The organism is Sulfitobacter maritimus (genome assembly GCF_013346665.1).
In the GTDB taxonomy this organism is placed as follows: Bacteria; Pseudomonadota; Alphaproteobacteria; order Rhodobacterales; family Rhodobacteraceae; genus Sulfitobacter; species Sulfitobacter maritimus.
Genome location: NZ_JABVBB010000022.1, coordinates 151,456 through 164,139 on the forward strand (window position 1 = coordinate 151,456; position 12,684 = coordinate 164,139).

15 protein-coding genes are annotated in these 12,684 nt (G+C 61.7%); 3 read left to right on the plus strand and 12 right to left on the minus strand.

Annotated features, from left to right (window positions below; all coding sequences use genetic code 11):
• The 6 genes from HTT03_RS06970 to HTT03_RS06995 all read right to left on the minus strand — a co-directional run bounded on the left by HTT03_RS06970 (position 1) and on the right by HTT03_RS06995 (position 4,713).
• Positions 1-1,602 (minus strand): ABC transporter ATP-binding protein, encoded by a 1,602-nt coding sequence (locus tag HTT03_RS06970; RefSeq protein WP_174859158.1) that lies wholly within the window; start codon positions 1,600-1,602, stop codon positions 1-3.
• Between the two features lies 1 nt (position 1,603).
• The gene (locus HTT03_RS06975) at positions 1,604-1,900 is read right to left on the minus strand and encodes a hypothetical protein (RefSeq protein ID WP_174859159.1); all 297 of its coding nucleotides are present in this window, start codon (positions 1,898-1,900) and stop codon (positions 1,604-1,606) included.
• A 75-nt stretch (positions 1,901-1,975) separates the two neighbouring features.
• Positions 1,976-2,977 (minus strand): BMP family lipoprotein, encoded by a 1,002-nt coding sequence (locus HTT03_RS06980; protein ID WP_174859160.1) that lies wholly within the window; start codon positions 2,975-2,977, stop codon positions 1,976-1,978.
• A 134-nt stretch (positions 2,978-3,111) separates the two neighbouring features.
• Complete coding sequence (locus tag HTT03_RS06985; protein WP_174859161.1) at positions 3,112-3,540, minus strand: GNAT family N-acetyltransferase; 429 nt, start codon at positions 3,538-3,540, stop codon at positions 3,112-3,114.
• Positions 3,537-4,160: a tRNA (adenosine(37)-N6)-threonylcarbamoyltransferase complex dimerization subunit type 1 TsaB gene (gene tsaB / locus HTT03_RS06990; RefSeq protein WP_174859162.1), complete on the minus strand. Its 624-nt coding sequence runs from the start codon at positions 4,158-4,160 to the stop codon at positions 3,537-3,539. Before tsaB ends, HTT03_RS06985 begins: the two co-directional genes overlap by 4 nt.
• Complete coding sequence (locus tag HTT03_RS06995) at positions 4,153-4,713, minus strand: NifU family protein (RefSeq protein WP_174859163.1); 561 nt, start codon at positions 4,711-4,713, stop codon at positions 4,153-4,155. The genes tsaB and HTT03_RS06995 overlap by 8 nt, the downstream gene beginning before the upstream one ends.
• A 207-nt stretch (positions 4,714-4,920) precedes the next feature.
• Here HTT03_RS06995 and HTT03_RS07000 point away from each other — a divergent pair, with 207 nt between their 5' ends.
• Positions 4,921-6,975 carry a Hint domain-containing protein gene (locus tag HTT03_RS07000; protein ID WP_174859164.1) on the plus strand — a complete coding sequence of 685 codons (2,055 nt, stop codon included), beginning with the start codon at positions 4,921-4,923 and terminating at the stop codon, positions 6,973-6,975.
• Positions 6,976-6,981: 6 nt separating this feature from the next.
• Here HTT03_RS07000 and HTT03_RS07005 read toward each other — a convergent pair whose 3' ends face one another.
• The 3 genes from HTT03_RS07005 to HTT03_RS07015 form a co-directional block, all read right to left on the minus strand.
• Entirely contained in the window at positions 6,982-7,440 is a 459-nt protein-coding gene (locus HTT03_RS07005) for a universal stress protein (protein WP_174859165.1), read from the minus strand.
• 96 nt (positions 7,441-7,536) lie between these two features.
• The gene (locus tag HTT03_RS07010; protein ID WP_174859166.1) at positions 7,537-8,415 is read right to left on the minus strand and encodes a branched-chain amino acid aminotransferase; all 879 of its coding nucleotides are present in this window, start codon (positions 8,413-8,415) and stop codon (positions 7,537-7,539) included.
• 11 nt (positions 8,416-8,426) lie between these two features.
• Positions 8,427-8,657 carry a hypothetical protein gene (locus tag HTT03_RS07015; protein WP_174859167.1) on the minus strand — a complete coding sequence of 77 codons (231 nt, stop codon included), beginning with the start codon at positions 8,655-8,657 and terminating at the stop codon, positions 8,427-8,429.
• A gap of 145 nt (positions 8,658-8,802) precedes the next feature.
• On the opposite strand from HTT03_RS07015, the gene HTT03_RS07020 reads away from it, so the two are divergent.
• Positions 8,803-9,522, plus strand: coding sequence for a M48 family metalloprotease (locus tag HTT03_RS07020; protein ID WP_174859168.1), 720 nt, complete (start codon positions 8,803-8,805; stop codon positions 9,520-9,522).
• Positions 9,523-9,526: 4 nt separating this feature from the next.
• The gene (locus tag HTT03_RS07025; protein ID WP_174859169.1) at positions 9,527-9,883 is read left to right on the plus strand and encodes a YigZ family protein; all 357 of its coding nucleotides are present in this window, start codon (positions 9,527-9,529) and stop codon (positions 9,881-9,883) included.
• On the opposite strand, the gene trhA is transcribed toward HTT03_RS07025, so the two are convergent.
• From trhA to rimO, 3 genes are all read right to left on the minus strand, one after another.
• On the minus strand, positions 9,880-10,500 hold the full coding sequence (gene trhA, locus HTT03_RS07030; RefSeq protein WP_174859170.1) for a PAQR family membrane homeostasis protein TrhA: 621 nt from the start codon (positions 10,498-10,500) through the stop codon (positions 9,880-9,882). The genes HTT03_RS07025 and trhA overlap by 4 nt on opposite strands.
• Positions 10,501-10,571: 71 nt before the next feature.
• Entirely contained in the window at positions 10,572-10,955 is a 384-nt protein-coding gene (locus HTT03_RS07035; RefSeq protein WP_174859171.1) for a hypothetical protein, read from the minus strand.
• A 337-nt stretch (positions 10,956-11,292) separates the two neighbouring features.
• Positions 11,293-12,666: a 30S ribosomal protein S12 methylthiotransferase RimO gene (gene rimO / locus HTT03_RS07040; protein ID WP_174859172.1), complete on the minus strand. Its 1,374-nt coding sequence runs from the start codon at positions 12,664-12,666 to the stop codon at positions 11,293-11,295.
• Positions 12,667-12,684 lie beyond the last annotated feature (18 nt).

Genomic DNA, 12,684 nt, shown 5'->3' on the forward strand with positions numbered 1-12,684 from the left:
TCAGACCTCCTTGCGCGCGTCGCCGCCGGCGCGGGCGAGATTGGCCTCGACCTCGGCCACGCTATGTTCGTTCTCGGTGTCGGTGATGCCTGCCATGAGCAGCCCAAGCTCCTTTTCGTCGGTCTGATCAGCGGCGCGTTCGCCCATGATCTGCCCGTCGAACATCACCGCGATGCGGTCCGACAGGGCGAGAATTTCTTCCAGTTCCACCGAGACCAACAGGATCGCTTTGCCCTGATCGCGCAGGGCGATGATCTGCTCGTGGATGAACTCGATTGCACCGATGTCGACGCCGCGCGTGGGCTGGCCGATCAGCAGCAGGTCGGGGTTGCGCTCGATCTCGCGGGCCAGAACGATCTTCTGCTGGTTGCCGCCCGAGAAATTCTTGGCCGCCAGCGTCGGATCGGGCGGGCGCACGTCGAAACGGGCCATTTTGTCCTCGGCATCGGCGCGGATCGCGGCGTGGTCCATCAATAGGCCGCTGTTGAAGCGGTCGTCGTGGTGGTAGCCGAAGACGTTGTTCTCCCACGCCTGAAAATCCATGATCAGACCTTCGCGCTGGCGGTCTTCGGGCACATGGGCGACGCCACGCGCACGGCGTGATTGGCCGTCGGATTTCTTGCCCGAAAGGTCCAAGGGCGTGCCGTTCAGCATGACGCTGCCGGTGCCGTCGGCATAGCCGCCCAGCACTTCGAGCAGTTCCGACTGGCCGTTGCCGGCGACACCCGCGAGGCCCAGCACTTCGCCTGCCCGAATCTGCAGGTCGATCCCGCGCAGCCGCTCGACGCCCTTGTCGTCGACGACACGGAGGCCTCTGACATCGAGGATTACATCGCCCGGCGTGGCGGGCTCTTTATTGACGCGCAGCAAGACCTTACGCCCGACCATCAGCTCGGCCAGTTCCTGGGGCGAGGTCTCGGCGGTTTTCACGGTGGCGGTCATCTGGCCCCGGCGCATGACCGACACGGTGTCGGTGATCTCCATGATCTCGCGCAGCTTGTGTGTGATCAGGATGATGGTTTTGCCTTCCGAGCGCAGACGCCCGAGGATGCGGAAAAGTTGATCGGCCTCGGCAGGGGTCAGCACGCCGGTGGGCTCGTCAAGGATCAGGATATCGGCCTGACGGTAGAGCGCCTTGAGGATCTCCACGCGCTGCTGCATGCCCACGCCGATGTCTTGGATCAGCGCATCGGGATCGACGTTGAGGCCGTAGTCTTCGGACAGGCTAATCAGCGATTTACGGGCTTTCGACAGCGAGGGCTTTAGCAGGCGGCCATCTTCGGCGCCGAGGATGATGTTCTCCAGCACGGTGAAGTTCTCGACCAGCTTGAAGTGCTGGAACACCATGCCGATGCCCGCCGCAATGGCGGCTTGGCTGTCGGGGATGTCGGTTTTGCGGCCAGCGATAAAAATTTCACCTGCGTCGGCTTTGTAGAACCCATAGAGGATCGACATCAGCGTTGATTTGCCCGCGCCGTTTTCGCCGATGATGCCGTGAATCGTGCCGGGCATGACGCGGATCGAGATGTCTTTGTTGGCCTGTACCGGGCCGAAGGCCTTGGAAATGCCCTTGAGTTCGATCGCGGGAGCGGTGTCGGTCATGTCAAAAGGTCCTGCGGCATTTGATGGCGTCGATGTCTTGAGCGTTAACGCCTTGAATAAGGATTTGTCCCATATCGGCCATTGCGGAGGCCGTCGCGATGGGGGTGCCGGAGGCATTCATGGCGACACACTGGTACATCGCACCGGCCGCTCCGATAAATTCCACAACTGCCGTGCCATACTGGTCGTAGCTTCGGACGATTACGACACCCGTGTCGGTTTCAAACTGAAGGGTTTCGGCCGACGCAGAGGCAGCGCAGGCGCAGAACGCCAAGCCGATCAAGGTTTTCCAGATCATTGCAACCTCCGGTTCGGAAAAGGCCGCGCCGATGATACGACGCGGCCCAGAGGGTAAGTTTAGGTTATCCTAGGTTCAGAAGTCCAGCGCCGGGCAGCTGTCGTTCTCGTAGTAGGAAACCACTTCGATCTCACCGTCGATGATCTTCTGGCGCGCTTCTTCTACGGCCTTCTTCATCTCGTCGGTGACCAAATCTTTGTTGTGCTCGTCAATCGCAACGCCGACACCTTCTTCGGCAAGACCAAGGGTCACAACTTCGCCAACCTCGAGGTCTTCGCCCGCCATCATCGCGTCATAGACAGCCACATCGACGCGCTTGAGCATGGAAGTCAGAACCTTGCCCGGGTGCAGGTGGTTTTGGTTGCTGTCCACTCCGATCGACAGGATGCCCTCGTCGGCGGCGGTTTGCAGCACGCCAACGCCGGTGCCGCCTGCAGCGGCATAGACCACGTCAGCGCCTTGGTTGATCTGCGCCTTGGTGATTTCCGACCCCTTCACCGGGTCGTTCCAAGCCGCCGGGGTGGTGCCGGTCATATTGGCGATGATCTTGGCATCGGGGTTGGTGGCCATAACGCCTTGGGCATAACCGCAACCGAAGTGGCGGATCAGCGGCACGTCCATGCCGCCAACAAAGCCAACGGTGCCGGTTTCAGAGGCCATCGCAGCCATGACGCCCACGAGGTAGGAGCCTTCATGCTCGGCAAAGCTGATCTGACGCACGTTGGGCAGGTCAAGCCAGTTCACGTCAACCACGGCGAATTTGGTGTCCGGATAGTCGGGCGCCACGGTGGCCAGCGGATCGGCCATGGCGAAACCCATGGTGATGATCGGGTTGGCACCGGATTCGGCAAAGCGGCGCAGAGCCTGCTCGCGCTGTGCTTCGGACTGCATTTCGATCTCGGCAAATTTGCCGCCGGTTTCTTCGGCCCAACGGGTTGCGCCATTGAACGCCGCTTCGTTGAAGCTCTTGTCGAACTTGCCGCCAAGGTCAAAGATCAGCGCAGGTTCGGCCAGTGCGGCGCCCGATGTCAGGGCAAGGCCGGCAACAGCGCCGAGGAATTTGGTGGTGAGGGTCATGTACGTCTCCCGTGGTGTGGTGCCGGACGGTTTGGACTGGCCTGCCATCCTAGCGTTACTTGGATCTGGTGATCAGCTGCAATTTAGGGTGTAGGCAGGGGGTGGGGTCAACCGCTTTTTGCGCAGCTTGTCTGCTAAATGCCAGTGTGACCGTAGGTCAAGTCACGGCGCATGATGCAGGCATCGACCGCAGGGCCGCTGGCGCGCGCGTAATAGGCGCGCCGCGTGGCGACCTGCGCAAAGCCCATCGAGAGATAGAGTGCGCGCGCCGGGGCGTTGTCGGCTGCCACTTCGAGGAAGGCATGGGTCGTATCTGGCGGCAGGGCGGTGATCCAGTCTTGCACCAAGCCGCGGCCAAGGCCCTGCCGCTGCTGGGCGGGATCGACAGCGAGGGTCAAAAGCTCCGACTCTCCCGCGATGGTGCGGGTCAGGGCGAAACCGCCCGGACGGGTGTATAATTCAACAAAGGGGCTGTCGCGCAAGCTGGCGAATTCATCCACGCCCCAAGGTCGGTCGCGGGTGAAGGCGGCAGCGTGAAGGGCGGCCAGCTCTGTCGGTGTCACGGCAAAAGCTGGGGGGCTGCGTCCCGCGCGGGCGCTGCATCTGCCGGGCGCAAGTAGAGCGGGGCCGGGCGTGGCGGCTTGGCCGCGAAGCGTCTTGCGGCAATGCGGGCAATGGCTTCGGCCACCGGCAGGGCGGGCGACTGGCCGCCAGCGCCGATCAGCGGGCCGTCAAAGGCAGGCAGATCGGCAGCATCGTAAAGCGCAGGGGCCGCGATGGCGGGGTTGTCAAAGCCTTGGAGGAAAACTTGATCGCGGCGGGCATCAACAGCGCAGGCGCAGGGGCCGACATGGCCTTCGCGCAGCGCGTCAAAGGCGTCGACGCCAACCGCCGGAATGCCAAGGCCAAGCGCGAGACCGCGTGCGGCGGACACGGCGATGCGGATGCCGGTGAAATTGCCCGGACCAATGCCGACGCCGAGCGCACTGAGGTCGTCATAGCTGACCCCCGTCTCTTCCAACACCTCCGCGCAGAGCACCAATAGCCGTTCGGCTTGGCCCTTAGTCATCGGCTCGACCCGGCTCGCCAGAACCCGGCGGCCCGACAGCAAAGCGGCCGCGCAATGCGCGGCCGATGTGTCGAAGGCCAGAATCAGCGGCCCGCTTGCGCTATGCTCAGGCAACCGGGCGCACCTCGGTCACCTCGGGGATATAGTGGCGCAGGAGGTTTTCGATGCCCATCTTCAACGTCAGCGTGGACGAGGGGCAGCCTGCGCAGGCGCCTTGCATGTGCAGATAGACAACACCGCGCTCGAAGCCGTGGAAGGTGATGTCACCCCCATCTTGGGCCACGGCAGGACGCACGCGGCTGTCGAGCAACTCTTTGATCTGACCGACGATTTCACCGTCTTCGCCGTCATGGGCGGCATGGCCGGAGCCGGGCTGGTGGTCGGAGGCCATCACCGGCTCACCGGACTGGAAATGCTCCATGATCGCGCCCAGCAGAGCAGGCTTCACATGGTCCCATTCAACGCCATCGGCCTTGGTCACGGTCACAAAATCGGTGCCGAAGAAAACGCCGGTCACACCCTCAACAGCAAAGAGTCGTTGGGCCAGCGGCGATGTCGCGCCCGCCTCGGGGGTGGGGAAATCGGCGGTGCCCATCTCCAGCACGGTCTGACCCGGCAGGAACTTAAGCGTTGCGGGGTTCGGGGTGGATTCGGTCTGGATGAACATGGCGTTTACCTCGCTTTCGGCGTGAGACTGATATGCGCCTCAAGGCGTAGCAAGTCAAGGTTTGGAACGATTCTAAATTGCCCGCCGATGCCTCTTTGGCAAGTCATGACTGCTGCTAAGTACTTGGGGCTTTGTGTCAAACTGTCGGTTTAACCCTTTCTTCGCGGCTCTGCGCGACAACCCCTGAGCTATTATGAGGGGGCCGTCATGCCAATTTTTTCCGTTGGAAGCTACAACACCGATGCTTTTCAGATCACCTCGACAGGGCATATATGGCTGCGCCCGGATTTCGACGCCAGCACCGACGCGATGCGCTATGACATCGAAGACCAGAGCAACGTCTATAACGGCGACAGCACGAACGACGAGATCGGCAACGACAGCACGCAATACGCCTATCAATACGACGCCAATGGCACCCTTGTTGGTCAGGGCCAGACCTATCTTGAAGGCAGCTATCGGCTGGAGGATGGCAATGGCAATGTCGTCAACGTTTATCAGGTGGAAAGCAGCGGGGTTCCCAACGGTTGGGTCGCAGATGGGCCGATCACGCCGGGGGTGGCCTATACCTATACCGGGCCGTTTCAGGTCGATAGCGGCAATGCACCAGCCTACACCAGTCTAGTGGCGCCAACCGATGACCCTGACGATGCCAATTCCTATAGGGGCGGAGCCTATAACGATGACATCCGCGCGGGGGCTGAAGCCGATCGCGTCGCGGGCGGTGCGGGGGATGACAGGATCAGCGGCGGTGCTGGGAACGACACGCTCGATGGTGGAACGGGCAATGACACGATCTATTACGGGACCGGCGCGGATTCCGTGCGCGGCGGCGACGGGAATGATCTGATCGACGATGTCGCGGGCCAGAACGGCGACAACTTTGATGATACGCTCTATGGCGATGCGGGCAACGACACAATCTACAGTGGTGCTGGCAATGATTCCGTTTTTGGCGGTGCGGACAACGATTGGATTTCTGCCGAAAGCGGCGATGATACGATCGATGGCGGCGCGGGTGATGACACGATCTATGGCGGCGATGGGCGAGATTCGATCTCCGGCGGGTCTGGCAATGATGTACTCTCTGGCGGCGGCGGCTCGGATACGATCCACGGTGGTGAGGGTGATGACCAGATCATCGGGAGTGAGGGGGGTGACAGCCTGTCCGGGGACGCCGGAGCGGATACGGTCCACGGCGAGGCGGGCAACGATTCCATAAGCGGCGGCGCAGGCAACGACAGCCTTTATGGCGGCGCGGACCATGACACGCTGCACGGTGGCGCGGGGGATGATCTGCTGGCCGGGGAGGCGGGCGACGATCTGCTTTCGGGGGGCGAGGGCCGAGACACGCTAAGCGGCGGCAGCGGTGACAACACCATGACCGGCGGGGCCGGGGATGATACCTATCTGCTCGGCGTGACAAGCACCAACACCGTCACGGATTTCGACACCGGCGACCGAGACCTCGACGGGAACTACAACGATCAACTCGACGTCTCCAACCTGCGCACATTGGACGGCAACCCGGTGCGGGTCTGGGATGTGGTGGTGAGCGATGATGGTTTTGGCAACGCTTTGCTCACCTTCCCCGCAGGGGAGACCGTGGTGATGCAGGGCGTGACACCCGCGCAGATGTCCAACACCGCACAGATCCGCGCCGCAGGGGTGCCCTGTTTCACCGCAGGCACGATGATCCGCACGCCGCAGGGTGAAACGCCGGTAGAGACTTTGCGGTCGGGTGATCTGGTGCAGACGCGCGACAATGGTTCCCAACCGGTGATCTGGGCGGGGCAGCGCCATCTTGGTCCGGCCGCGCTAACAGCAGCACCGGGGCTGCGTCCCATCCATTTCGCGCCGGGGGCTTTGGGCAACAATCGCCCACTGCGGCTGTCGCCGCAACATGCGGTGGCTGTTGACCTGCCGGGCAGGGGGGCGAGCCTGCTGCGGGCGGGCCGGGCGGCACGGATCGAAGGCGGCGGCATCCGGGTGGCCCAAGGTGTGCGGGAGGTGACCTATGTGCATATCATGTTGGAGCGGCACGAGGTTGTTTTCGCCAATGGCACCCCGGCGGAGAGTTTCTACCCCGGCCCTTGGGGGCTGCGGATGATGGGGATGAGAGCCCTGAGTGGTATTGCGCGCGCGCTGCCGGGGCTGGGCCGGGGGCTAGTGCGCGGGCAATATGGGCCGCAGGTCCATGCGCTGTCAGCATTGCCAGACCTGCCGGAACGGCTGAATGATCTGCGTCCCGCTTGGGGGTAGGGCGCGTTAGGTGATCGCTTCCAACTGCTCTTTGCTCAGATCACCCGGCACGATGGTGATTGGCACGGGCAGCGACCCGGCAGCGCGTGTCAGCTGTGTGACCAGCGGGCCGGGGCCCTGTTTGCGGTCACCGCTGGCACCCAGTACCAGCACGCCGATCTCAGGATCGTCAGACAGTTGTTGGATGATCTCTTCGTTGGGTTCACCTTCGCGAATGACCAACTCAGGGTCAACGCCCTGTTTGTCGCGCATCCATTTGGCGAAAACCTCGAAATGCACTTCGATCCGCTCACGGGCTTCTTCGCGCATCAGATCGCCAACGCCGATCCAGTGATTGAACTCCTCCGGCGGGATCACCGACAGGACGGTCACGCCGCCGCCGGTGCGGGCCGCACGCAGGGCTGCGAAACGCATCGCGTTGAGGCATTCGGTGCTATCATCCAGCACCACAAGGAATTTCCGCATCAAACCTCTCTTTACGCCGTTGCAGAGCGCGCGGCGATCATGGCGCGGGCGGGCGGCGCTGGCAAATGCTTTTGCGCGCCGCCGCAATCCACAGCCTTAGCTGCGCTGGCTGCCCGCCCAGTCCCAATACATTTCACGCACCCGGCGCGTCACCGGGTTTTGATTGTCCCCGGTGCCATATTGCGTGTTGTCAAAGGCGCTGACGGGGGTGACCTTCATCATATTGCCAGACAGGAACACTTCGTCCGCGGCATGAAAATCGTCAAAGCTGAGCACGGTTTCATGCACCTTCATGCCCGCTTCGCGCATGTTCGACATATGGCGCGCGCGGGTAATCCCGGCGAGGAACGTGCCGTTGGGAATGGGGGTGAACACCTCACCATCCTTGACCATAAAGACATTGGCGCTGGCGCTTTCGGCGACATTGCCCATGGCGTCAGCCACGAGCGCGTTGCCGAACCCTTTGGACCGCGCTTCGACCATCATGCGGGCGTTGTTGGGATAAAGACAGCCCGCTTTGGCGTTAACCACGTTGTCCTCCAGCACCGGGCGGCGGAAACGGGTGCGGGTGAGGGTTGTGGCAGCCTCGGGCGGGGCCATGGGGATCGCCTCAAGACTGATCGCGAAACCCGTGGCGCCTTCGCGTGGGACGATGCCCAATTCATCGCCCGCCAGCGCCCAATACATGGGGCGGATATAGACAGCCTGATCGCGGCCATAGCTTTTGATCCCCTCGCGCACCGCCTCGACCATGGCGTCGGTTTCCATCGTGGGCGTGATCATCAGCGCCTTGGCCGAGCGGTTAACCCGGGCGCAATGAGCTTCGAGATCGGGGACCAGCCCATCAAAAAGCCGCGCCCCGTCAAAGACGGTCGTGCCGAGCCATGCGCCATGGTCGGCGGCTTTGATCGTCGGCAGATCGCCATCGTGCCACGTGCCGTTGAAATAGGTTTTAATATCGGTGCCGGTGGCCATGTCGCGGGTCCTTAAGAGTTGCTTCGGTAGATGCCTTCGGGCAGATTCAGCGCCGCCGTAAGATCGCTGAGCTGCGCGGGCGACAGGGTGATCTTGACCACACGGTCTGTGCGCGAATCCCACTGTTCAATCGTGATCTGCCCGGCAAAGGCAGAGACGGTGACGTCCTCGCGCAGGGGGGCGTCGGATTCGTCGATCAGGGTGATGACGGTGGCGTCAAATTCGTGCTCGATGGTAAACATGAGCGCACATTAGGCTTTGTGCGGATAAGCGCAAGGCCGCCTTCAAAGCTGCAGGAACGGGGGTGGCAGCAGCGGGGCGTCGTGATACACAAAGACCTGCGAAGCCCGAACGACGCCTGACCGTAATCCCACCGAAGGATCAGTTGTGAAATTAAAAAATGCTCTCGGCGCATTTGGCGCCCTCGTCCTGCTGGCAGCCTGCGAAGTCGTGCCGGTGCAGAACGGCCCTTTGCCCCCTGCCAGCCCAACCCAGACCAGCCAACCCCGTCTTTCTGCGGATAGCGCGGCGCGTAGTTTTGTTCAGGTTGTGCGCCGGGTGGAACCGATTGCGGAGCGCGAATGCCGCGCGCGCACAACTGGGGTGAATTGCGACTATAACATCGTTGTTGATGACCGCCCCGGCCAGCCTGCCAACGCCTTTCAGACGCTCGACAAACAGGGCCGCCCGATTGTCGGCTTTACGCTGGCGCTGATCGCGGATGCGCGCAACGAGGATGAACTGGCCTTTGTGCTGGGTCACGAAGCTGCGCATCACATCGCGGGCCATATTGGACGCCAGCAACAGAACGCTATGGCGGGCGCGGTGATCTTTGCGGGGATCGCGACGCTGAGCGGCGGGGACGCCAATGCGGTGCGCACGGCGCAGGAGTTGGGCGCTGAAGTGGGCGCGCGGCGTTACTCGAAAGATTTTGAGCTTGAGGCAGATGCCTTGGGTACGATCATCACCGCACGGGCCGGGTATAACCCCCTGCGCGGCGCCGAGTTCTTTGCCCGCATCCCCGATCCCGGCGACCGTTTCCTTGGCACGCATCCGCCAAACGCGGCCCGACTGGATACGGTGCGGCGTACGGCGGCAGGGCTTTGACGGCTTGCATAGGCTGGGCCAGATATTAAACGACCGCGGCTCGAAATACGCGGTCTCTGGCTGCCCGGCGCGCAGCCGGGCAGAGGTCGATGCCGCGCTAAAGGCGCTCAAACGGGACAAGGCCTATGCCAAGGCCACGCATAACACCTGGGCGGTGCTGCTGTCAGACGGCGGCCCGCTCAAGGGCGACGATGGCGAAGCTGGCGCAGGAATGGTGATCTTGCGCATGTTAGAGCGCGAAGGGTTGGAAGATCATCTTATCGTGGTCACACGCTGGTACGGCGGCAAACATCTCGGCGGTGACCGCTTTCGGCACGTGCAGACCTGTGTGCGCGCCTATCTTGATGCGCTTGGCACTTAAACGCTAAGCGCGATGGCCGCAAAGAAACAGGCGGTCGCAACCAAAACAAACACATGCCAGATCGCGTTTTGATAGCGCATGCCGGGGTGGGCATAGATCATCGTTCCCGCCGAATAGGTTAAGCCCCCGGCAGCCACCAAAGCCAACGCGGCGCCGGGAAGGTTGTGCCACATCGGATAGATCAACAGCACTGACAACCAGCCCATGCCAAGATAAAGCGCCAGCGACCCGCGCGCATCGGTCCGCCAAAACCACAGTTTGGCCACAGCGCCAATGACCGCCAGCGCCCAGACAATGCCCAAAATGCCATAGGCAAAGCCCGAGCCGATCACCATCACCAGCGGGGTGTAGGTGCCAGCGATTTTGAAATAGATCGCGGCGTGATCGAGGCGGGCAAGAAAGGTGCGGCTGCGGTCAAAGGGCAGCAGGTGGTAAATCGCTGATACGGTGAAAGAAACGAGAATACAGGCTGAATAGATCGCAATGGCCAAAAGCGCTTTTTCCTGACCCGCCGCGTGCATGAGCAGTAAAATACTGGCGGGAATGGCAAAGCAAAGGCTCAGCGCATGTACGGTGCCATCTGCAAGAGTTTCTGCTTTTGAGGTCGGATAAGCCATGCACCTAAAGTAGCGGTCGCGCCGCGCCCTTCCATGGCTGACCCTACGTTAACCGATAAACCTATGGCGCTTTATCGTGGTTTGTTGCCGTCGATCCAACGCGACATTAGGGTCTTGTCGCGAAAACACTCCTCCGGCACATCACGGCGTTTTAGCCGTGCGATACGTTCGGCAAAGGCCACCTGTTTCGCTGAAGGGTAGGCGGCGAATGGCCCGTCATGCACCGGCGCTTTATGTGAATCGATCCAATCGGATAGGGCGGTGCGGTCGTTCTCAATGCCCTTGGGCAGATCGGCCCCGGTTTTTCGGGCAAGGATACGGGCATAGTTCATCTGTTTTTCCGTCGCGGGCATGCGGCGGTCTGCTTGGCGGGGTTGAGCGCTGTCACTGCCCCGCGCGGGGCGTGCACCCTTATCAGGGTCAAAGATACCGGGAAACTGAGGCTGAAAAGACATCTGTCATTCCTTTGCTGCTGTTTTCCATATATAGAACATACGAAGAACATTTTCAAGTTTTGCCGATCGGGTGCTCCCTACAGCGGGTTTATATAGTGTCTTCAAATGTTGGTTTCGCTATATGTTGCGGTGACTGGCCCTTTGCGCTTTGTAAGGAATAAACATGCGATGCGGGGCATTGTTCCACGCATCGGGGCGCTCTGACGCCCGGACGGGGGTGAGCTTGGGCGCCGCTATTGCGAGGCGATTTTGCTTTGGAGGAGATATTTGGAGCGGGTCGCCGGGGGACATCGCCCCCGGTTTTCCATAATATGCTTCGTTCAAAAAGAGCGGCGTGTCAGGCGATCTGACGTCCCCAGAGGTCGTATTCGCCTGCTTCTTCGACTTCGACCGTGACGATGTCACCGACTTTAAGGTTTTGGAAATCCTCGTCGATGAAAAGATTCCCGTCGATCTCTGGCGCGTCGGCTTTGGTGCGGCAGGTGGCGGCCTCTGCATCGATTTCGTCGACAATCACATCCATGCGCTTGCCGACCTTCGCGGCGAGCTTGGCTTCGGAAATCGCCTGTGCCTTTTCCATAAAGCGGTCCCAGCGGTCTTGTTTGACCTCTGCTGGCACATGGTCGGGCAGCATGTTGGAGCGCGCGCCTTCGACGTTTTCATATTGAAAGCAGCCGACGCGGTCGAGTTGCGCCTCGTCCAGCCAGTCGAGCAGGGTTTGGAACTCTGCCTCGGTCTCGCCCGGGTAGCCGACGATGAAGGTCGAGCGCAGGGTGATGTCGGGGCAGGTGTCGCGCCATGCGGCGATTTCGTCGAGGGTTTTAGAGGCCGCTGCCGGGCGAGCCATGCGTTTCAACACATCGGGGTGCGCGTGCTGGAACGGGATGTCGAGGTAGGGCAGCACCAGACCTTCGGCCATCAGCGGGATCAGTTTGCGCACATGTGGGTAGGGGTAGACGTAGTGCAGCCGCACCCATGCGCCAAGGGAGCCGAGGTCACGCGCCAGATCGGTGATATGGGCGCGGTGGCCACGGTCTTCGGCGTGTTTGATGTCGACCCCGTAGGCAGAAGTGTCTTGACTGATGACCAAGAGTTCTTTGACGCCCTTATCGACCAGCCGCTCGGCTTCGCGCATCACTGCGTGGGCCGGGCGGCTTTGCAGCCGTCCGCGCATGTCGGGGATGATGCAGAATTTGCACTTGTGGTTACAGCCCTCGGAAATCTTGAGGTAGCTGTAGTGGCGCGGGGTGAGCGAGACCTGCTGCGCGGGCAGAAGGTCGATAAAGGGATCGGGGCTGGGCGGCACCGCGCCATGCACCGCGTCGAGCACCTGTTCATATTGATGCGGGCCGGTCACGGCGAGGATCTTGGGGTGGTGTTCGCGGATATAGTCCGGCTCGGCCCCAAGGCAGCCGGTGACGATCACCTTGCCGTTTTCCGTCAATGCTTCGCCGATGGCATCGAGGCTTTCGGCCTTGGCGCTGTCGAGGAAGCCGCAGGTGTTCACGATCACCGCATCTGCGCCCGCGTAGTCAGGCGAGACGCCGTAGCCTTCGGCCCGCAGGCGCGTAAGGATGCGTTCAGAATCCACCAGCGCTTTGGGGCAGCCGAGGCTGACCATGCCGATGGTGGGCTGGCCGGGGCGGGCGGGGTCGCTGATCTTGGCCGATGGGGCGAGGTCAGGGCGCAGATTAGGTGGGTTTGTGCTCATGGGGTGGCTATAAGGCAA

What these genes read in the sequence shown, in the direction of transcription:
- HTT03_RS06970 (WP_174859158.1), bottom strand. Translation starts at nt 1,602, where the DNA reads ATGACCGACACCGCTCCCGCGATCGAACTCAAGGGCATTTCCAAGGCC.
- HTT03_RS06975 (WP_174859159.1), bottom strand. Translation starts at nt 1,900, where the DNA reads ATGATCTGGAAAACCTTGATCGGCTTGGCGTTCTGCGCCTGCGCTGCC.
- HTT03_RS06980 (WP_174859160.1), bottom strand. Translation starts at nt 2,977, where the DNA reads ATGACCCTCACCACCAAATTCCTCGGCGCTGTTGCCGGCCTTGCCCTG.
- HTT03_RS06995 (WP_174859163.1), bottom strand. Translation starts at nt 4,713, where the DNA reads ATGTTCATCCAGACCGAATCCACCCCGAACCCCGCAACGCTTAAGTTC.
- HTT03_RS07000 (WP_174859164.1), top strand. Translation starts at nt 4,921, where the DNA reads ATGCCAATTTTTTCCGTTGGAAGCTACAACACCGATGCTTTTCAGATC.
- HTT03_RS07005 (WP_174859165.1), bottom strand. Translation starts at nt 7,440, where the DNA reads ATGCGGAAATTCCTTGTGGTGCTGGATGATAGCACCGAATGCCTCAAC.
- HTT03_RS07010 (WP_174859166.1), bottom strand. Translation starts at nt 8,415, where the DNA reads ATGGCCACCGGCACCGATATTAAAACCTATTTCAACGGCACGTGGCAC.
- HTT03_RS07015 (WP_174859167.1), bottom strand. Translation starts at nt 8,657, where the DNA reads ATGTTTACCATCGAGCACGAATTTGACGCCACCGTCATCACCCTGATC.
- trhA (WP_174859170.1), bottom strand. Translation starts at nt 10,500, where the DNA reads ATGGCTTATCCGACCTCAAAAGCAGAAACTCTTGCAGATGGCACCGTA.
- HTT03_RS07035 (WP_174859171.1), bottom strand. Translation starts at nt 10,955, where the DNA reads ATGTCTTTTCAGCCTCAGTTTCCCGGTATCTTTGACCCTGATAAGGGT.
- rimO (WP_174859172.1), bottom strand. Translation starts at nt 12,666, where the DNA reads ATGAGCACAAACCCACCTAATCTGCGCCCTGACCTCGCCCCATCGGCC.